This is a genomic window from Streptomyces sp. NBC_00190, from assembly GCF_036203305.1.
Classification (GTDB): Bacteria; Actinomycetota; Actinomycetes; order Streptomycetales; family Streptomycetaceae; genus Streptomyces.
The window spans coordinates 42,377-61,519 of record NZ_CP108131.1 but is presented as its reverse complement, the minus strand read 5'-3'; the positions used below and the strand labels follow the sequence as shown (position 1 = coordinate 61,519).

8 protein-coding genes and 4 pseudogenes are annotated in these 19,143 nt (G+C 66.6%); 5 read left to right on the top strand and 7 right to left on the bottom strand.

The annotated features are described in order from the left end of the window. The 6 genes and pseudogenes from OG429_RS00305 to OG429_RS00275 all read right to left on the bottom strand — a co-directional run bounded on the left by OG429_RS00305 (position 1) and on the right by OG429_RS00275 (position 5,609). Positions 1-1,362: an IS30 family transposase gene (locus OG429_RS00305; RefSeq protein ID WP_328923256.1), complete on the bottom strand. Its 1,362-nt coding sequence runs from the start codon at positions 1,360-1,362 to the stop codon at positions 1-3. Further along, positions 1,275-2,087 carry an IS3 family transposase gene (locus OG429_RS00300; RefSeq protein ID WP_328930116.1) on the bottom strand — a complete coding sequence of 271 codons (813 nt, stop codon included), beginning with the start codon at positions 2,085-2,087 and terminating at the stop codon, positions 1,275-1,277. Before OG429_RS00300 ends, OG429_RS00305 begins: the two co-directional genes overlap by 88 nt. Positions 2,088-2,097: 10 nt before the next feature. Beyond that, positions 2,098-2,844, bottom strand: a pseudogene (locus OG429_RS41270) (ISAzo13-like element transposase-related protein); the annotation flags it as partial. Positions 2,845-2,862: 18 nt separating this feature from the next. Then, complete coding sequence (locus OG429_RS00285) at positions 2,863-4,221, bottom strand: IS4 family transposase (RefSeq protein WP_328923254.1); 1,359 nt, start codon at positions 4,219-4,221, stop codon at positions 2,863-2,865. A 69-nt stretch (positions 4,222-4,290) separates the two neighbouring features. Then, a pseudogene (locus OG429_RS00280) lies at positions 4,291-5,235 on the bottom strand (ISAzo13 family transposase); the annotation flags it as partial. 74 nt (positions 5,236-5,309) lie between these two features. Continuing rightward, on the bottom strand, positions 5,310-5,609 hold the full coding sequence (locus tag OG429_RS00275) for a transposase (RefSeq protein WP_328923253.1): 300 nt from the start codon (positions 5,607-5,609) through the stop codon (positions 5,310-5,312). 77 nt (positions 5,610-5,686) lie between these two features. Between OG429_RS00275 and OG429_RS00270 the strand changes: the two are divergent. From OG429_RS00270 to OG429_RS00260, 3 genes and pseudogenes are all read left to right on the top strand, one after another. Continuing rightward, positions 5,687-6,016: pseudogene (locus OG429_RS00270) on the top strand (AAA family ATPase). 91 nt (positions 6,017-6,107) lie between these two features. Further along, a pseudogene (locus OG429_RS00265) lies at positions 6,108-6,961 on the top strand (IS5 family transposase). Then, positions 6,958-7,356: a hypothetical protein gene (locus OG429_RS00260; protein ID WP_328923252.1), complete on the top strand. Its 399-nt coding sequence runs from the start codon at positions 6,958-6,960 to the stop codon at positions 7,354-7,356. The pseudogene OG429_RS00265 and the gene OG429_RS00260 overlap by 4 nt, the downstream one beginning before the upstream one ends. A gap of 261 nt (positions 7,357-7,617) precedes the next feature. Here OG429_RS00260 and OG429_RS00255 read toward each other — a convergent pair whose 3' ends face one another. Then, the gene (locus tag OG429_RS00255; protein ID WP_328923251.1) at positions 7,618-10,638 is read right to left on the bottom strand and encodes an FG-GAP-like repeat-containing protein; all 3,021 of its coding nucleotides are present in this window, start codon (positions 10,636-10,638) and stop codon (positions 7,618-7,620) included. Positions 10,639-11,309: 671 nt separating this feature from the next. Here OG429_RS00255 and OG429_RS00250 point away from each other — a divergent pair. Together OG429_RS00250 and OG429_RS00245 are read left to right on the top strand one after the other, a co-directional pair. Next, a complete protein-coding gene (locus OG429_RS00250; protein WP_328923250.1) occupies positions 11,310-18,728 on the top strand; it encodes a ricin-type beta-trefoil lectin domain protein in 7,419 nt (2,472 codons plus the stop codon). A 113-nt stretch (positions 18,729-18,841) separates the two neighbouring features. Further along, positions 18,842-19,114: a hypothetical protein gene (locus OG429_RS00245; protein WP_328923249.1), complete on the top strand. Its 273-nt coding sequence runs from the start codon at positions 18,842-18,844 to the stop codon at positions 19,112-19,114. Positions 19,115-19,143 lie beyond the last annotated feature (29 nt).

The following is a 19,143-nucleotide window of genomic DNA, read 5'->3' as shown; positions in this document are numbered from 1 at the left end:
TCAACCAGTCGTTGCAACACCGGGCTGTTGCAGCGAGCGTAGCTGCTCTTCGAAGACCTCGGCCGGCGTCCGCCAGCCGAGGACCTTGCGGGGCCGGTTGTTGATCGCCGTGGCGACGGCTTCGAGGTCCGTGGACGACCAGCGGGAGAGATCAGTGCCCTTCGGGAAGTACTGACGCAGTAGCCCGTTCGTGTTCTCGTTTCTCGGTCGTTGCCAGGGCGAGTGCGGATCGGCGAAGAACACCTTTGTCCCGGTATCGAGAGCGAACTGGGCATGACCGGAGAGTTCCTTCCCACGGTCCCAGGTGAGGGTCTTGCGTAGCTGCTCGGGCAGCTGCGTCATCGACGTGGTGAGCGCCGCGTTCATCGCGATCGCGCCATAGCCGCCGAGCGGGGGGCCGTTCTTCACGGGCGGGCTCGCGCCCCAGCCATCGAGCCGAGGCAGGTGCACCAGGAGCGTGGAGCGGCTGCTGCGCTCGACAAGCGTGCCGATCGCGGAGCGGCCCGTCCCGATGATCAAATCGCCTTCCCAGTGTCCAGGGACCGCGCGGTCCCCGGCCTCGGCGGGGCGTTCACTGAGGATGACGTCCGCGGTGACATGCCCCTGAGGCCTGTTCTGCGACCGTGCACGGGGAACCCGCAGCGCCCGGCCGGTGCGCAGACACGTGACCAGTTCCCGCTTGAGCGCGCCACGGCCTTCGATGAACAGCGCCTGGTAGATCGCTTCGTGGCTGATGCGCATGGACTCATCATCGGGGAAGTCGACAGGGAGCCGGTGCGAGATCTGCTCCGGGCTCCATGCCGTCGCCCACCGCCTGTCCTGCCGATGCGGCTTGTTCAGCCCTTTCCACCCAGGCGTCTTTGGCCCGGTGACGATCATGCCGTCGGGGCGACGGACGCTGCCGGCGAGCCGCTCCTGCACGTACTCACGCAACCTTTCGTCGCCTGCGAGCTTCGCGGTCTTCGGGCGCTTCGCAGCCTGCTGCGCTTTCCACTGCGCCACCAGAGCCCGGTAGACCGGTTTGCCGCCCCGGGTCGCCGCGTTGCGGCGCAGCTCGCGTGAGATCGTGCCCGCGTCGCGGCCGGTCCTGCGAGCGATCTCCCGCACGCCGAACTCCTGGGCGCGCAGCAGCGCGATCTCCTCACGCTCAGCGAACGACAGATAGCGGCCGGTGGGCTCATCCAGGCTGATCGGCGGCATCCCGCCAGCGTGACGGAACCATCGGGTTCCGACCGGACATGAAACGCCAACAGCCACCGCGGCCTCTGCCGTCGTCACTCCCGACGCGATCCGCTGCCAGAAGTGGCGCTGCACTGCACGAGACGGCTCCGGCCGACCCGGTGAACGCATCGGCGGTCGCATCGCCCGATCCGCCGCCCACTGCCGTCGCGCTCCCGCAGGCGCCTTCGGCACCTTCTGCTGCTGGTCTTGTCCCATCGCACACCTCCGTGATCAAGGTGTTGCGACGACCAGTTGAATCCGCCTTGGGATCCGTGATCCGTGTGCATGACCGCTCCGGCCAGGCTCCCGCGGGTTCGCCCGGCTGCTGTCAGGGCGTCGGTGACGAGTTCTGTGCGCATGTGGTCGGCGATGGCCCATCCGGCCAGCCGACGTGAGGCGAGGCCGATGACGGTCGCGAGGCAGAGCGGCTTCGAGCCGCTGACCGGCAGATACGTGATGTCGCCGGCGTACTTCGTGTTCACCGCGGCCGCGGTGAAGTCACGGCCGATCAGATCCGGCGCCTTCGGCGCCGCCTGGTCCGCAACGGTGGTCCGGTGCCGACGCCGCAGACGGACACCCCCGACTCCGATGGTCCGCATAATGCTGGCGACGCGTTTGTGGTTGATCCGTTCCCCCTCGTCGCGGAGTTCCGCCGTGATCCTGGGGGCGCCGTAGGTGCCGTCGGAGTCCTGGTGAACCTTGCGTATCCGGGCCGCGAGCCCGGCCTCGGCGATCTGCCGGGCCGCCCTTGCGGCTGCGGTGCGGCGCCAGTAGCAGAAGCTCGGGCGAGAGATGCCCGGCATCGAACACAACCGCGTGACGCCGAACCGGCGCTGATGATCTCCAACGAACTGGCAGCGGTTCAGGGGTTGTCAATCAACTACTGCCTGATTTGATCTTGTTGTCGTGGTCGGTGATCACCTTTTGCAGAGCTTCGAGTGTGCGTGGTGGATGCGTCTGTGGGGTGAGTGTGGGGGTGAGGCCGGTTCCGGCGAAGGCCAGCAGTGGCCTGCTCGTCATGGCGTGGTAGCTCAGCGTGTTGCGGTCGTGCCCGAGGATCTTGCCCATCAGGGTCAGGGTGACGGTGTTGCGGCTTCTGAGTAGGGCGACCAGGACGCGGTGGCGGTGGTCGAGGATGCCGAATCCGGGGTTGCGGCCGCGCCGGTCCCGCCCTTCGCTCTGGCGCTGGGCCTCGGCCAGGATCTGGCGGCACGGTTCGAGCTGGAGCACGAGCTGGTCGAACTCCTCGCGTGTCAGGCCGGTCAGGACCGGGTGGGTGAGGAGGAAAGTCGCCTCGGCCGGGATCGGCGGCGGTGCTGGCTCGGGTGCGGACCGGGCAGCTTGTGCGGGGTCGTGCGGGGTGATCGTGTAGTTCCACTCGCCATGGAACTCGTCGCGGGTGACGCGCTCCGTGATCGCTTTGCGGTCGGCCCGGGTGAGTTTGCGGCCGGTGGGGTAGGTGTTCTCGTCCAGCGCGGCTTTGACGGTCAGTCCGGTGCGGGTCCGGGTCGCCGAAATCGTCTGGATCAGTACTTCGTAGCTGGTCAGGGGCCGGCCGCGCAGGCTGTGGGTGATGCGGGAGAACAGGCGGTGTTCGACCTTGTTCCACTTCGATGTCCCGGGCCAATGCCGTTGCTTGAGTTAGTGAACTATCGCGGGATGCAGCGTGATGACCTTGGGTTTGACCCGGCGTGTGGGTTGCCGGTCCCGGGTGTTGATCCGGTAGGAGAGCTTGGAGGAGTACTTCGAGTCCGGCCGCTTCAGGTGCCGGTCCGCCTCGCGTAGACGCCGGGTGCCGTTGTCCAGCTTGCGGTGCACCTTCGCCGCAAGTACGGCCAGGAACGTCTTGATCTTCTTGGGTGTGTCCGCGCACTGGCGGACCACGCTGCGGCGTGTGTGCTTGAGGACTTTGACGAACGACACCCGGTCCGGGTCGATACCGTTGTCGTCAGCCAGCTTCATGACGACCCGGGTCAGGCAGTGGTGCACCGTCAGATGCGCCCAGACCTCCTGCCGGACAAGGGCGGGGTCGCCAGAACGCAGGACTTCGGCCGGTCCGCGCTGGAACGTCTTGATCTGCCGAAACGCCGACTCCGCCTCCCATCTTTCCCGGTACAGAGCTGACAGCTCCGACGCCGGATACTCCACCGGGTCCAGCAGGTCGGTCAGCAGCCTGACCACCTCACCGCCGTTGACGCGGTACTCGATCACCCGGACCAGCACACCGCCGGGGTGCGCACCCTTCTGGCCGGCCAGATTCATCCTCGCCGAGTAGGTGCCGTCAGCGAGATGCTCGACCGGACGGTGGGCCACGGGTGAACGGGCCCGGAGCAGGAGATGCGACCCGGCTTCCAGATACGCCTTCCATAAGGCGACCCCGGGAAAGTTGCGGTCCATGACCACGAGCATCCCGGCCGCTGAAACGGCCAGAGCAATCGCGAGTTCACGCTCGCCGCCGTTGAAGCCGCCCACCGCCGCGTCGATCTGCGCGTGGGTGCCGCACTCGGTCAGCGTCACCACCCTCACCTGGGGAAAACCTGCCGGGTGGCCGTTCTTGACCGGCCCGCCGAACGCGGCCCGGTTCACCTTCGTGTCCGGTGCGTCCAGCACGAACCCGTCTACCGCGGCCAGCCGCATCCCGCGGTAGAAGGAGTCCTGCAGTCCGACCGGCGCCAACGGGCCGGCCAGCTCCCGGAACACGCCCTCCAACACCAGCGGACCCAGACGCCCGCGCGCCCGGGTAAACGACGACTTGTTCGGAATGCTTGCACTCAGCTCTGGGACGCTGCCGACCAGGTGTTCAGCGACATCGTCGTAGGAGTCCTGCTGGAACAGTGCCAGCGCAAGGGTGAAATAGACCATGAACCCAGCGGGCAGAGCGCCGGGCTTCTTGTCCCGGACCCGGCACTTCTCCAGCACCCCGGCGACGAGTTCCGGAGTCACCCATCGGGTCACTACCCCCAGCCGCACATGATCGGACAACCCCACCCAAGGATGCATGCCCGGCCCAACGACCCCGCCCCTCCAGCGTCACTGCGAACTGCTTGACGAGTTCAAGCAACGGCATTGTGTCCCGGGCGGGAAGTGGGCGACGGTGACGGACAAGCCGGACTCGTCGGCGAAGACGGCGAGGTCCATCTTGAACAGGTGGGAGTCGGCGGAGTTCGCTCCGCCGGAGTCCGCCGTGACCAGCAGCCTGCCAGCGCCGGGGTAGTCCGCCTTGCCCTGGTCGTTCCACCAGCGGCGCAGGGACTCCACCGCGAAGGCGGCGGTGTTGCGGTTGGTACCCACGTTCACCCAGCCGGTGTCACGTCCAAGGTCGTAGACGCCGTAGGGGATGGCGATCGGGGTGTCCGGCCCGGTGAAATCATGGTCCGGAGCGGTGATCGGATCGCCCTTTGGACGGTAGGTACGGCCGGGACGGGCGAACTCGCCGATCGGTTCCTTCTGCTTCGCATCCACGCTCACCACGGGCAAGCCGCGGGCCAGGAAGAGCTCGGCGGCCGCGTTGATATGCCGGAACTGGGCGTCACGGTCCGGTGACTGCGAGCCGGCCCGGGTCTTGGCCATGCCCTGCAGACTGAACCCCATCTCCCGCAGCAGCCCGCCGACCACCGGAGCACTGACCGGATGCCCCGCATCGCTCAGCTCTCGAGCCAGGTCCCGCAACGACGCCGTCGTCCAGCGCAACGGAGACACCGGATCACCCACCTCCCGCGGCTCGATCAACGCCTCGAGCGCCGGCCGGAGGCCAGGGTCCCGCTCAGCAGCCGACCTGCGGCCACCACCTGGCCGACGCACCCGGCCCAACGACTCGGCCCCGCTGGCGAGTTCGGTGCATCCCCGCGCGACGGTCGACTCCGAGACCTCCGCCAGCCTGGCCACCGCCACGATCCCGCCGTGCCCCAGCGCCTCGGCCTCCGACGCCAGATACAAACGACGCTGCCGCTCATCCAGATGCGGCAACAACGCCGCGAACTTCACGTCCAGGACCGCCAGGTCCTCCTCAGAAATCCCCACAACAGACCACGTATCACGGTACGTACGGCAGCCACACCGAAAACCGTCAGTAATTCACTGACGGCTCCTCACCAGCGCGTCTCCCCGGCGAAATACCGGGCCGCCTTGCGGAGGATGTCGCGCTCTTCCTCCAGCTCACGGATCCTCTTCCGCGCCGCGGCCAGCTCCACGCCGGCACCATCAGCCTGCGCAGCGGCCGGAGGCGCGGAGTGGGCACCGGGGCCGCGGCCGTCGGCGGCCCGGATCCAGTTCCGCAGCGTCTCGGTGTTCACCCCGAGATCACCAGCGACCGACTTGATCGTCACTCCCGGACGCGACCGGTACAACGCGACCGCGTCCGCCTTGCACTCGGCGGGGTAATGCTTCATCCCCACGGGGACTCCATTCTCCTGGACCATCAAGATCCAAGTCTCTCCGGTGTCCAAAACCCGGGGTCAAGGCCCGGCTGCTCTCGCTTGCCCTGGAGGCGCTCAGGCTTGGAACCACCGTGGTCCTGGATTTCGGATGCTGGTCTCGTGTTGAGAGGTCCGCAATCCGATGGCTGGCGGTTGCCGGTGGACCTGGAAACCCAGCGCGCGAGGATCGTCCGTCGCCAGTCGCTCACTCCGGATCAGACCTTCCCGATGAGCGAGGCGGACCTCTTGAACTGGAGGAAGCTGTTCGAGGAGCCGGATGCTGCAGAACTCGATGGGGATGAGATTGGCCCCCGCCTCCTGATTGGCAGGGTTGGCCCGAGTGGGCCGCCGATCGGTGGCCATCTTTCAGTGGTCGTTAAGTCCGACTTCTCTTCGTTCGTGATCGCTCGATCGTGGTACTGATCGCGGTCCGGCCTGCCCGATGGGCATGTCCATGTTGAGATGCGGGGCGTGAAGAGAGAGCCGTATCTCAGCGACTTGTCGGACGGGCAGTGGGCGTTGATCGAGCCGATGATCACGGCCTGGAAACAGGGCCGGGTGGCGCGGTCGGCGACCGGGGATCCCGGGTCTTGTGACCTGAGGGAGGTCGTGAACGCGATCTTCTATCAGAACCGGACGGGCTGTCAGTGGCGCATGCTGCCGCATGACCTGCCGGCCTGGTCGGCGGTGTTCTACTCTTCAGGTTGTGGCGCGAGGATGGGCTCGACCAGCGGATTCAGGAACTCCTGCGCTGCCAGGTCCGGGAGAAAGCCCGCCGATTAGAGGACCCGTCCCTCGTGATCATCGACACCCAGTCCGTCCGCGCCGCGGCGGGTTTCCCCAGGACCACGACGGGGCTGGACGCGAACAAGAAGGTGTCGGGGCGCAAGCGGGGACTGGCCGTCGACGTGCTGGGGCTGATCATCGGCGTCGTCGTCATGGCCGCCTCGGCGCACGACAACGCCGCCGGCACCGCCCTGCTCGACCAGGCCGCCGAGCGGTGCGGAATGCGCCTGGAGAAAGCCCTGGTCGACCAAGGCTTCAAGGAAGCGGTCATCGTTCACGGCGCACTGCTGGACATCGGCGTCGAGGTCGTCCGCCGCAACCCTGCCGACCAGGGCAAAGGGTTCGTCCCGCAGCCCAAGCGGTGGGTGGTCGAGCAGACGAATGGCACGCTGATGCTCCACCGGCGCCTGACCCGTGAGTACGACCACCGGCCTGACACCTCCGCCTCGCGCGTCTACTGGGCCTCCACCGCGAACATGGCCCGGCGCCTCACCACGCCCACGCCGGCCTGGCGCGACACCATCGGGCTGGCCGCGTGAACATCACCGAACTCCTGGTGGACCTTCACATCCGGGAGAACGAGGCCACGGCCCGGGCGGACGAACTCCGCAATCAGATCGCGCACTTCACTGCCATTCTCACCGAGACCGAAGCGCATCTTGCGGACCTGGCCACCACCCGCAAGATCATCGCCGAACTCGCACCGACCGGGACCGAACCCGATCCACCTGAGTCGAGCACTGCCTACCAAACCATCGTGAACACTTTCAACCAGCACCCCGACCAGGTGTTCCGGGCCCGCGAGCTGCACGAACTCCTCGGCATGCCCACCGACGAGGCATCCGTCAACATCACCCGCAGCCGCCTCAGACGCCTCACCCGTCAAGGCTTCCTCACCCAACCCGGACGAGGCCGCTACCAGAAACGGACTTAACGCCCACTCAGTGCCTGCTCCTGAGGCGGGGGTTCGTGGGACCTCAGCCGGCGGGGGCCGGGTCCATGGAGCGTCGGCGTCGAGGGATGAGATGAGCTTCGACGAGAACCGTCTGTTCGCGAGCAGCGCTTCGCGAGGAGAGTCGCGTCATTCAACCACCGTGGCAGGAATGACGCTTGGTTCCTTGTGAGCACCTGTTCCATATGGCGGCGCCCGGCCGGGAGGTGTGTCCGGCCGGGCCCTGTCACTCGGTGGTGTGGGTTATCCGATGGTGAGGAAGGTGTTCCAGCCGTCTTCGTCGATGCCGGTGGCGGTGCCCGGCATGTGGTCGGTCGCGCCCGGGAAGAGGTACTGGTTCCCGTTGACGCTGGTGACCCAGATGTCGGGGACACCGTCTCCGTTGGCGTCGGGCGTGCCTAGGACCAGAGGGAGTTCGGCTCTGCTCCAGTACGTGGTCGCGTAGGTGTTGTCCTTGCCGTCAGCGGAGTTTGCGGCGGAGCTGAGCGAGGTCATGTCCGCGCCGCCGTTGGCGCCCGGCTTGCCCCTGCGCAGGAGCAGGCCGCGGTTGGGGTCCGCGTCGTTGCGGTAGAGGAGGTCCGGTACTCCGTCGCCGGAGATGTCGCGGACGCTGACGATGTCGCGGGGCGTCCAGGTGGTCGCGATCTTCTTCACCGTGGTGAAGCTCGCTCCGGTGTAGCCGGTGAAGGCCCACAGCCCGTCGGCGTCGAGGGCGAACATGTCGGCGAAGCCGTCGCCGTCGACATCCTCACTGACGACGATCTGCCGGAAGATCAAGGGGTCGGGTGCGCCTGCGGGCAGGAGGATTTCCATGCGGCGGCCGACGTCGAACTGGCCGGTGCCGGTGCCCGGGTAGACGTAGAACTTTCCGTCGGGCATCCGGGCGATGAGGTCGGTGAGCCCGTCACCGGGGAACCAGTCGGTGGAGTGTCCGATGAGCGCGGACTTTCCGGTCGTCGGGTCCTTCCAGTAGCCGGGGGCCACGGGTGTGCCGTTCTCGACGGCGCCGGGGACGTAGGCGTCGGTGTCGCCGTTCCCGTCGCCGGCGTAGGTGCGCAGGTTGCCGTCCTTGTCGATGGCGAGGATGTCGGGGTGCCCGTCACCGGTGACGTCGCCGGGTTTGTCGAGGCCGGCGCGTGGCTTGGCGTAGAAGCGGTACTCGGTGGGGGCGGAGATGTTGCCGGCCTTATTGGCCGTGCGGACGTACAGGACGTTGGGGCCGGCGGTGTCGACCTGGAGGCTGATGGTGGCCAGGTCGCCGCTGGAGGGTGTGGCTGTGTGCTGGTAGACGGGCCGGTTCAGGCCCCACTGGTATTCAAGGATGTCCTCGGCCTTGGCGCCGTTGCCGCGGATGTCGATTTTCTGACCGGCCGTGCCGGCGGCGTTCACGCTCCATTGGGTGTGGTTGGGGCCGGGTTCCGGGAAGTCGGTGGAGGCGACGGCGGGGTTGGGCGGGACGGTGTGGTCGACGGTGAAGGTGCACCAGCCGCCGCCACCGGAATCCAAGGGCCCGCTGCCCGGGGACCCCGCGGTGGTCGTGTCCCTGGTGCGGGAGAGCCAGTAGTACTTGTGGCCGGATTCGAACGTGTCGAAGGCGAGTTCCCTGCTGACCACTCCGTCGCTGTTCGGCGGCAGCCATTCGTTGTGCTTCTGCGCACCGCTCGCGGCGTCCCAGATCTCGATCTGCACCCCGGTCAGGTCAAGGGGGCCATCGCGGTCGGTGCCCTTGACCTGGAAGGTCACGTTGGTCTTGCCGATGCTGGTGCCTGCGCCGGTGGTGAGGCAGGGACCGCCCGGGAAGGTCTGCATGTTCGCCGCGATGGGGGTGTCGGGCGGAGTGTTGTAGGTGATGTCGATGTACGGGGCGGTCTCGCCGTTGGCGAGGAGCTTCTTCCAGTAGTACGAGTCCGACTCGTTCGGGGCCGCGAAGCCCAGGGACAGTGCGCCCCAGCGGCTGTTCGCCGCGTCGGTGACCAGGCCCCTGATGTCGGTGGCGATCCAGTTGTCCGGGCAGGCGCTGCTGTAGCCGTAGCCGGCGTAGTCGCTGGCCACCTTTCTGGTCCAGTAGCCGGTCGTGTTGTTCCAGGTGCTCGACGAGCTGATGTAGGGAGTCGAGTAGATGTCCATCTGCTTCTGGGAGCAGGACCACGAGTACGTCTGCAGGGCCCGGACGCTGGCGGAGATGACGTTGGCGCCGTGGAGTTCGCTGCCGAAATCGAAGTTGAAGATGGAACGGGACGTGCCACCGGTGGTGGACTCGTATCCGACACGCGCCTCGTTCGTGCCGCTCGCGTTGTAGTTCTGCCCGTTGTAGAAGCTGGAGTTGCCCTCGGTTTTGTAGAGCAGCGTCCACGAGCGCTTGTGCCCCTTGAACGAGGGGTCGATGAACACCGGGTACACCGTTTCCGGTGCGCTCAGCAGGCCGGTGTCGGGGGTGAGGGACAGCACGTTGTCGGCGAGGGCGGGTTTGGCGGGCTTCAGGCGTGCGCCTTCCGCTCCGGCCAGGCCGGCCATGGCGAGAGTGGGGTGCTGCGCCGCCTTGCCGGTGGGCTCCCAGGCAGGCTCATGGTCGGTGGTGGCGACCTTGCCGCTGGAATCCCACATCATCGGGGTCGGCGAGCCGGCGACTTCCTCGTCCTGCGTGTTGCGGGCGCTGAGCGCGCCCGACTCGGCGTCGAGGCGGAAGGCCAGGTCGGGTGAGGCCAGCCGGTACTTCAGCTCGCCGAGCAGCGGGTCGGCGGCGGCCTGGCGGTCCTTGACGACCAGGACATGCGAGTAGCCGCCGTCCTGCGCGGTCATCACGAGGTCGATCCCGGGACGCACGTTCTCGTACAGAGCCCGGGGGCCGTCGATCACCGGTTCCGGCAGGGTTCCCGGCCAGGAGACGACCATGTCGTGGCCGTCGGTGTTCAGCCGGACCAGCTCAGTCCACACCTCGCCGGGTGTGTCCTGGCGGAGCGCCACCCGGGTGACGGAGCGCGAGGAGCGCTCCCCGCCACTGGCGGCATGCTGCTTGGTCCCGGCGCTGAAGACGACGCGGCCGTTGACGGCCTTCGCCGCATATCCTGCCTCCACCCGGTGGAGGCCGGTGTCGATCGGCTTCCACCAACCATCCACCTTGGCGCGGAAGGCCGCGTTGAAGACCTGCTTGCGGTACGAGCCATCAGGCCGGGCCCACGTCGTGGTGTTCGCGCTGCGCGCCGCTGTGACCTCGACCTCCTTGCCGGACTTCTCGGCCAGACGCCGCGCCTCCGGCTCGGCCACGGGCGCTTCCTCGCCGGGCCGGGCCTGCGGCTTCCCGCTCCCGGTGACGTGTACGCCTACCGGAACCGCGACGGCTACCGTGAGGAGAGCGGCCAGAGCGCCCAGTGTCCGGCGCCGCTTGAACCATCGTGTTGCCGGGTCGGCGGCAACTTCCGTTTCCGCAGATGCTGTTGGCGGACTTTCATCCACGGATTCACTGACAGACACAGGCGTACTTCTCCCCCCTCGGGCACACAACTCGAGCAGCCCTCGGTACTCACAAATTTGTTTCGGCCACCGGCCGAGAAGACGTGAAAAGTGCACTCCCGCACGTCATTGCATAGACGGGGTGCGAGCCGAGCATGAACCATCCCGCCGACATCTTCACCCCCCACACCCACGCCCTGACGTGGCACTTCCAGCCGATTTGCATCAATTGCCCCACCCTATGCAACGGGTAAGGTGATAAAGTCCACAAGGGATATCGGAACCGTTGGTTTTCCTGGCTTTCGGACTGACAATCAGCTGGCTAATTGTCAGTTTCCTGCCGGCCGTGCGCCCTCGGCCGCGGCGGCAGAGCGTGGGGGGTCCACATGCCGCCGTTCACGGCGCAATTCCGCCTGCCCGGAAACAGAAGGGCGCGCGCGAAACGCGCGCGCCTCGCCGGGCGCACCGGCATCACACTTTCCGTGGTGCTGGTCGCATCTCTCCTGCCCATCCAAGCCTGGGCCGCGCCACCAGGCGACCGCACCGGCGTTACCCTGCCCGGCCTCCAAAAGGACCTGAAGGCCGAGCCCGACCAGGTCGCCACCGCCCAGCTGGACGGGTGGAACGGTGAACCGCCGGCGCCGCTTGACGCCTATGCGCCGACCATGGTGGCGCTGCCGGCGGGTGCCACGGCCAGCGTCCCGCTGACGCCTGCCTCCGGAGCCGAGTTCACCCAGGTCGGCGCGCTGCCCGTCAGCATCGGCAAGGTCAAGGACACCGGTACCCCTCCGTCAGGTACCTGGTCCGCGGCGGTTTCGGACCGCGCTAAGACCGAGGCCGCAGGCATCGACGGCGCGATCATCACGATCACGCCTCCGGCCGACGCGGTGAATCCCGTCGATGTCGCGCTGGACTACTCGAAGTTCGAGGACCTCTACGGCACGGAGTGGTCCTCACGACTGAAGCTGCGACAGTTCCCCGCCTGCTTCCTCGACATTCCCCGGCCACCCGGGTGCGACATCTCCACGGACGTTCCCAGCTCGAACGAGCCCGGTGAGAACAGAGTCATCGCCACCCTCACTCCGGCTGCTGCGCCCGTTCAGGGCATGCACACGATGACCGCTGGCAGTGGCCCGTCGGTGCTCGTTGCCTCCGACGGGGCGTCGGGCGCCGGCGGTACGTACAAGGCCACCTCACTGTCCCCGTCCGGCACGTGGACGGCAGGGGGCAGCGGGGGCGGGTTCTCCTGGACCTACCCGTTGACGGTGCCCCCGGCTCCGGCGGGTCCCACCCCGTCGATCGCGTTCTCGTACTCGTCCCAGGCGGTGGACGGCAAGACGTCGGTGACCAACGGACAGGCGTCCTGGGTCGGTGACGGCTGGGACTATAACCCGGGCTTCATCGAGCGCCGCTACCGCGCCTGCTCCGACGACCTGAAGCCCACGACCACCGGCAAGCCGAACAACGACAACGACACCGACAAGAAGAAGGGCGACCTGTGCTGGGCCGGTGACAACGTCGCTCTCTCCCTGGGCGGCTCGACGACCGAACTCGTCCGCGACACCGTCAGCGGCAAGTGGATCCCCGCCTCCGACGACGGTTCCAGGGTCGAGCTCAAGACCGGCAGCGGCAACGGCGCGAAGGACGGCGAGTACTGGGTCGTCACCACCCGCGACGGCACGCGCTACCACTACGGCCGCCACAGCGTAGGCACCCACGGCGACGGCACCTCGCCGCAGACCGTCACCGACTCCGTGTTCACCGTCCCGGTCTTCGGCAACCACGTCGGCGAACCCTGCCACGCCGCGGCGTACGCGGACTCCTCCTGCACCCAGGCCTGGCGCTGGAACCTCGACTACGTCGAGGACGTCCACGGCAATGCCATGGTCATCGACTGGAAGCAGGAGAAGAACCGCTACGCCAAGAACGAGAAGTACGAGGAGAAGGACGCCAACAAAAGGGTCGAGTACATCCGAGGCGGCTACCCGATCCGTATCGTCTACGGCCTGCGCGCCGACAACCTCGCCGGCGTCCCCGCGGGCCGTGTCGAGTTCAAGGCCGAGCAGCGGTGCTTCCCCGACAAGGACACCAACTGCGATAACTCCCAGTTCGGGTCCAAGAACGCGGTCGGATGGTGGGACACTCCCAGCGCCCTGCACTGCAAGATGGACGCGGCGGACTGCTACGTATCGTCGCCGACGTTCTGGTCGCGCATGCGCCTGGACTCTGTCACCACCTACGGTCAGCGCACCGAGGGCTCCACGGCCCTGACCAAGGTCGATCAGTGGGCTCTGAAGCAGTCACTGCCCAGGAAACGCACCGACACCAGCCCCCCGCTGTGGCTGGAGTCCATCACCCGCACCGGCTACAGCCCCTCGAACAGCACCATCGGCGTAACGCTGCCCGCGGTCTCTTTCAAGGCCAACGCAGTCGACATGCCCAACCGTGTCGCCAAGGCCAACAACCCGACAACCGGCAAGCCCGACGCGACTCCGGACTTCGACCGGCTCCGAGTGGAGACCATCCTCACCGAGACCGGCGGTGACATCCACGTCACCTACTCCGCCCCCTGCGCTCTGGGCACCACCGTCCCCGATCCGGTAAAGAACACCAGCCGCTGCTTCCCCGTCCGCTGGTCCGCAGATCCCGACGCGGCCCCGGAGAAGACACCGATCGAGGTGTTCAACAAGTACGTCGTGGCAAGCGTGACCGAGAAGGACCGCGTCGCGCAGCGGCCCGACGTCACCACCACCTACACCTACGAGGGCGGCGCGGCCTGGGCGAAGGAGGACGACGAGCTCAGCAAGCCCGAGCTGCGCACCTACAGCCAGTGGCGCGGCTACGGCAGCGTTCTCACCACCACGGGCAAGACGGAGAACGCGGGCACGCCCACCGCGACCGAGCAGTCCCAGACCCGCACCCGCTACTACCGCGGCATGTCCACCCCCTCCGCCAAGGTCACCCTCAAGGACTCCACCGGCACCGAGGACCTTGTCGAGGACCTGCCTCAATACCAGGGCCAGGCCGCAGAGACCATCACGTACACCAAGGCCGGCGGAAGCGTCGAGAGCCGGCACCTGACCTGGCCCTCAAGTCAGCGGACCGCCAATCGCCCGAGAATCGACGACGCCATCCGTCAGGTCGAGGCGTACCGGACGGGCGTCGAGCACACCGACGAGATCCAGACGGTCAGCGGCGGCAAGGCCCGCATGGTGCGTACACGCAACGTGCTTGAGGCGACGTACGGACTGGTCAAGACCGTGCAGACCGATGTCATGGAGAACAAGGGAACCGACTGGACCACTGTCAAGCAGACTTGCAGCAAACCCACCTACATCCACAACACCACGAGCAACCTGATCGGCCTCACGGCCGAGGCCCGTCAGACGACCGGTGACTGCACCGATGCCGGGATCGCGGCCGGAACCCTCCTGAGCGCGGCCCGCACGTCCTTCGACGCCGTCAACGCCTTCGGCACCGCCCCCACCAAGGGCCTGCCCTACCAGGTCGACACCCTCGACGCCGCAGGCACCGGATGGATCACCTCCGGGCGCAGCGAATACGACGCGCTCGGCCGAACGGTCAAGACGTACGACGCGCTCGGCAACCCGTCGACCACCGCTTACAGCCCTGCGGCCGGACCTGCGTTCACGGTCACCGCGACCAACGCGCTCGGGCACACGGTGAGCAACAAGGTGGATCCCGCCCGCGGGAGCGTCCTGGAGGCAACCGACGCGAACGGCCGCAAGGTCACCACCGCCTACGACGAGCTCGGCCGCACCACAGAGGTCCGGACACCCTCGCAGAGCCCGTCCGACAAGCCTGCCTATAAGTTCGAATACCAGCTAGAAGAGCTGAAGACGCCAGCCGTCACCACCCGTGCGCTGAAGGACGACGGCACCTACAGCACGTCGATCGCGATCTACGACGGGCTGCTGCGGCCGCGCCAGACCCAGTCCGAGGGCGCGGGCGGCGTCCTCGTCGTCACCGACACCCTGTACTCCGCGAACGGAACAGTCACCCAGACCAACAACGGCTACCTCGCCGAGGGTGGCCTGAGCACTGTCCTCTTCGTCCCCGTCTCGATGACCGAGGTCCACAACTCCACCCGGACCGCCTACGACGGCCTCGGCCGCGCAGTACGCACCACCACGGTGGAGAAGGGCACAGCGAAGCAGTCCGCCATCACCCAGTACGGCGGCGACTGGACCCTGACACGCAGCGCCATGTCCCCCACCGGGGCGACCCCGCTGCCCGGCAGCCGCGCGGTCAAGACCACCACCGATGCCCTGAACCGCACCACGGCGGTCGAGCACTACACGTCAACGGCCGCATCGGATGTGGACCCGTCCCTGGACCCGAATCCCGCGGCCAGAAAGTCCAGCTACAGCTACGACGTCCGCGGCAACCTCGCCAAGGTCACCGACCCGTCGAACAACAACTGGACCTACGCCTACGACGCCCGCGGCCGGATGACCTCATCCACCGACCCGGACATGGGCACCTCGACGTTCACCTACAACAACCTCGACCAGCAGACCTCGACGACCAACGTCTACAACCTCGCCCGGCACACCAAGTACGACGCCCTGGGCCGCAAGACCGAACTGCGCAACAACAGCGCCACCGGGACACTCATCGCCTCCTGGACCTACGACACCCTTCCCGGCGCCAAGGGCCAGCCCGTCTCCGCCACCCGGAACTGGGGCAACGGCTCGTACACCAGCGAGGTCACCGGCTACGACAGCGAGTACCGGCCCACCGGATCGAAGATCACCATCCCGGACCTGCCCACCACCAAGGGCCTGGCCGGCACCTACGCCTACAGCACCACCTACACGCCCACCGGCAAGGTTCAGTCCACGACCCTCCCGGCAACCGTCGGCGGCCTCGCCGCCGAGAAACTGATCACCCGCTACAACACCGACGGCATGGTGCAGACCATGTCCGGGCTGTCCTGGTACACCGCCGACACCATCTACAGCCCCTTCGGTGAAGTCCTGCGCACCGCCACCGGCAACGCACCCCACCGCGTGTGGACAACCAACACCCACGACCCCCATACCGGCCGGGTCACCAAAGCCGAAAGCCACCGAGAAACCCGCGACCCTCTCGCCCAGTCCAACCTCCTGTCCTCCCTCACCTACGCCTACGACACCGCCGGCAACCCGACGTCCATCACCGACACCCAGCCCGACACCCGGCCCGGCGCCACTAGCCAGTCGCCGCCCCTGGTGGACCGGCAGTGCTTCACCTACGACAACCTCGGCCAGCTCACCCGGGCCTGGACCGGAAAGACCGCCGGCTGCCCCACCAGCCCGACAGGCCCGGGGCTCACCGAAGTGGGCTCCGCCATAGCGGGTGACGCCTACTGGCAGGACTACGAGTTCGATGCGATCGGCAACCGCACCAAGCTCACGGAACACGACCCCACCAACAGCGCCCTCAACGACGAAACCAGCTACTCCTACGGCGTGGACACCGGCGGCCAGCCGTCCCTGAAGAAGCAGCCCCACGCCCTGACCAAGGTCAACAAGACCACCAGGACGCCCGGCTCCGCCATCGATTCCCTGTCCACCTACACCTACGACCAGGCCGGCAACACCAAAACCCGCACCATCGGCGGCGACACCCAAACCCTCACCTGGGACCGAGGCAACACACTCCAGTCCGCCACCAGCCCCGGCATCGGCTCCGTCGCCGTCACCGGCCTCGCCGGCAAATGCCTCGACGTCCAGGACGGCCAAACCACCGACGGAACCCCCGTCCAGCTCCAGACCTGCAACGAAACCAAGCCCCAGCAATGGCGCATCACCGGCGACACCGTCCAGGCCCTCGGCAAATGCCTCACCGCAGAAGGCGGCAAAGCCACCCTCCGGACCTGCGACCCCGCCAAAACCGGGCAGAAGTTCACCTACCGGTCCACTGACAAGGCCCTGCTCACCGGCACCAACGACTGCGTGGACGTCCCGGGCAGCAACGCCACGGACGGCACCGACCTCCTGATCTGGGCCTGCAACGGTGACCCCAACCAGCAGTGGAGCTTCGGCAACCTCACCAGCTACCTCTACGACGCCTCCGGCAACCGCGTCATCCAGGAAACCGGCAGCGCCCGCACCCTCTACCTCGGCGAAACCGAAGTCACGGTCAACACCGGCGGCCAGGCCATCGACGCCGTCCGCTACTACAGCAGCCCCGGCGCCCCCACCACCATCCGCCGCACCAACGGCAAAACCACCGGCCACACCGTCTCCCAGCAACTCACCGACCACCACAACACCGCCACCACCAGCGTCGAACAAAGAGACGGCCAGGCCGTCACACGACGCAAGACCGACCCGTACGGCAACCCCCGCGGCACCCAGCCCTCCAACTGGCCCGGCAGCCACACCTTCCTCGGCGTCGGCACCGACGACAACACCACAGGCCTCACCCACATCGGCGCCCGCGAATACGACCTCTCGACCGGCCGCTTCATCTCCGTCGACCCAATCATCGACATCACCGACCCACTCCAGATGAACGGCTACACCTACTCCGCCGGCAACCCCATCAGCGGAGCCGACCCCAGCGGCCTGAAGAGCGAAGAATGCGGCACGCTCTACAACTGCGGCCCCAAGGGGACGATGACCCTGGGAAACACCGGGGACATCACCGACCGCGGCGGCGACGGCGATAGAGGCGGAAACCTCTCCAGAGGCCACTCGCGCGACAGCAACAGGGGACGCAGCTCATCAGGCGTTACCTTCAAGGGTCCGCCGACCATCACATCCCCTGACGGCAACGTCCTTACGCTCCCTGCCATCAACACACAGGAATTCATCGACACATACCGCTCTACCTATCTCAAGCAGGTCGCAGACTGGGGCACCTACGACGACCCCAAGCTGGACTGGAACGTGAAGATAGGCGCCCTACTCGGGGCATGCCAGAAAATGGTCGACCGCGGCTGCGACCCCGCCACCTTCATCTACGCCAACGTTAAGTCGACCGTAGAAACGTTCGGCCCCTTTGAAGGCGGAGGCATAACAAGGCCATCCGTAAGCATCCTAGGTGCGGGCGGACCCTGCAACAAAAACAGCTTCATAGCAGGCACCGAGGTCCAATTGACGGACGGGACCAGCAAGCCCATTGAGGAGCTTAAAACCGGCGACGAAGTACTCGCCACCGACCCCGAGACCGGCGAGACCAGCGCCAAAGCAGTCACGGCCACCATCTACACCGAAGACGACAAGAAATACGTCGACCTCGTCATACAGACCGACGACGGCGTCAACACCATCACCACAACAGACCACCACCCCTTCTGGTCCGAGTCAGACCGCGCCTGGAAGGACGCTGGCGACCTCAAGCCAGGCACAACCCTTCGCACCGACGAAGGAACAGCCGCAACCATCGCTCAGACCCGCACATACCGGGCCGTCAACGAGACCTACAACCTAACCATCGCCGACCTCCACACGTACTATGTGCTCGCCGGGGCCACGCCGGTTCTGGTTCACAACTGCGGCGGCTATTTCCCCGGCCATGCGACGTCGTGCACGTGTGAAGGAATCGGAGACATTACCCTTGCAGAGGTTCCTGCGGCACGGCCGGTCTCGCGCGGGGCTGCCGGAATCAGTGATGCAGAGCGTGTCGCGGATGCTGGATCCATCGCAAGCGGGCACGCCAACGCCAAGCACGGCGGCGAATTCCCTGGACTGTCCGCCAAGGATCTCGATGATTTGGTCCGGGGTGTGATGAGTAATCCTTCCCGATCGAAACCTCTCGGCAGTGGCAGGAAGGCGTATCTGGGTAATGATGGCTCCACGGTTGTAATCCATGACCCCATGAGTCCTGACATGGGGACTGTGTTCAGTCGAAGTGCAGCAACTGTGGATGATTACTGGAAGGGTTTGAATTGATGGTCGATCATTCACTGCGGCCGAGCCAAGTGCTGACGGAGTCCGAGGTCCACTTGGTGCGGCGCGCCCTCCTTGAGTGGGGAGGGCCAGCTCGATGCAGTAATGATCTTGCTGTGGCGATCGGGTTCGCTGACTTCCCGGATCTGATCGAGAAGAGCCGCGGGCTGCGCGAGATGCTGGCGAAGGACAGCCTAATTTCATGTGCTGACTGGGCGCGGATCCTTTTGGGGGTAGAAATTGTCTTCATTAGTGATCTGGCTGGATCTGGTGTTGAATGGTCAGTGACCACAGGATTCGGTGATGAATTCACCGTATCGACCATTCGGTCGATCCAGCGAAAGCTGGCCGGCCTCGTTCGTCCATATTATGGAAGGCGTCCGCAGTAAGTGTCCTGTCATCCGTCTTTGTGAGGGCG

Bases quoted from the DNA above. Each gene is read 5' to 3' on its own strand.
- OG429_RS00305 (WP_328923256.1), bottom strand. From the start codon at position 1,362: ATGCGACCGCCGATGCGTTCACCGGGTCGGCCGGAGCCGTCTCGTGCA.
- OG429_RS00285 (WP_328923254.1), bottom strand. From the start codon at position 4,221: ATGCATCCTTGGGTGGGGTTGTCCGATCATGTGCGGCTGGGGGTAGTG.
- OG429_RS00275 (WP_328923253.1), bottom strand. From the start codon at position 5,609: ATGAAGCATTACCCCGCCGAGTGCAAGGCGGACGCGGTCGCGTTGTAC.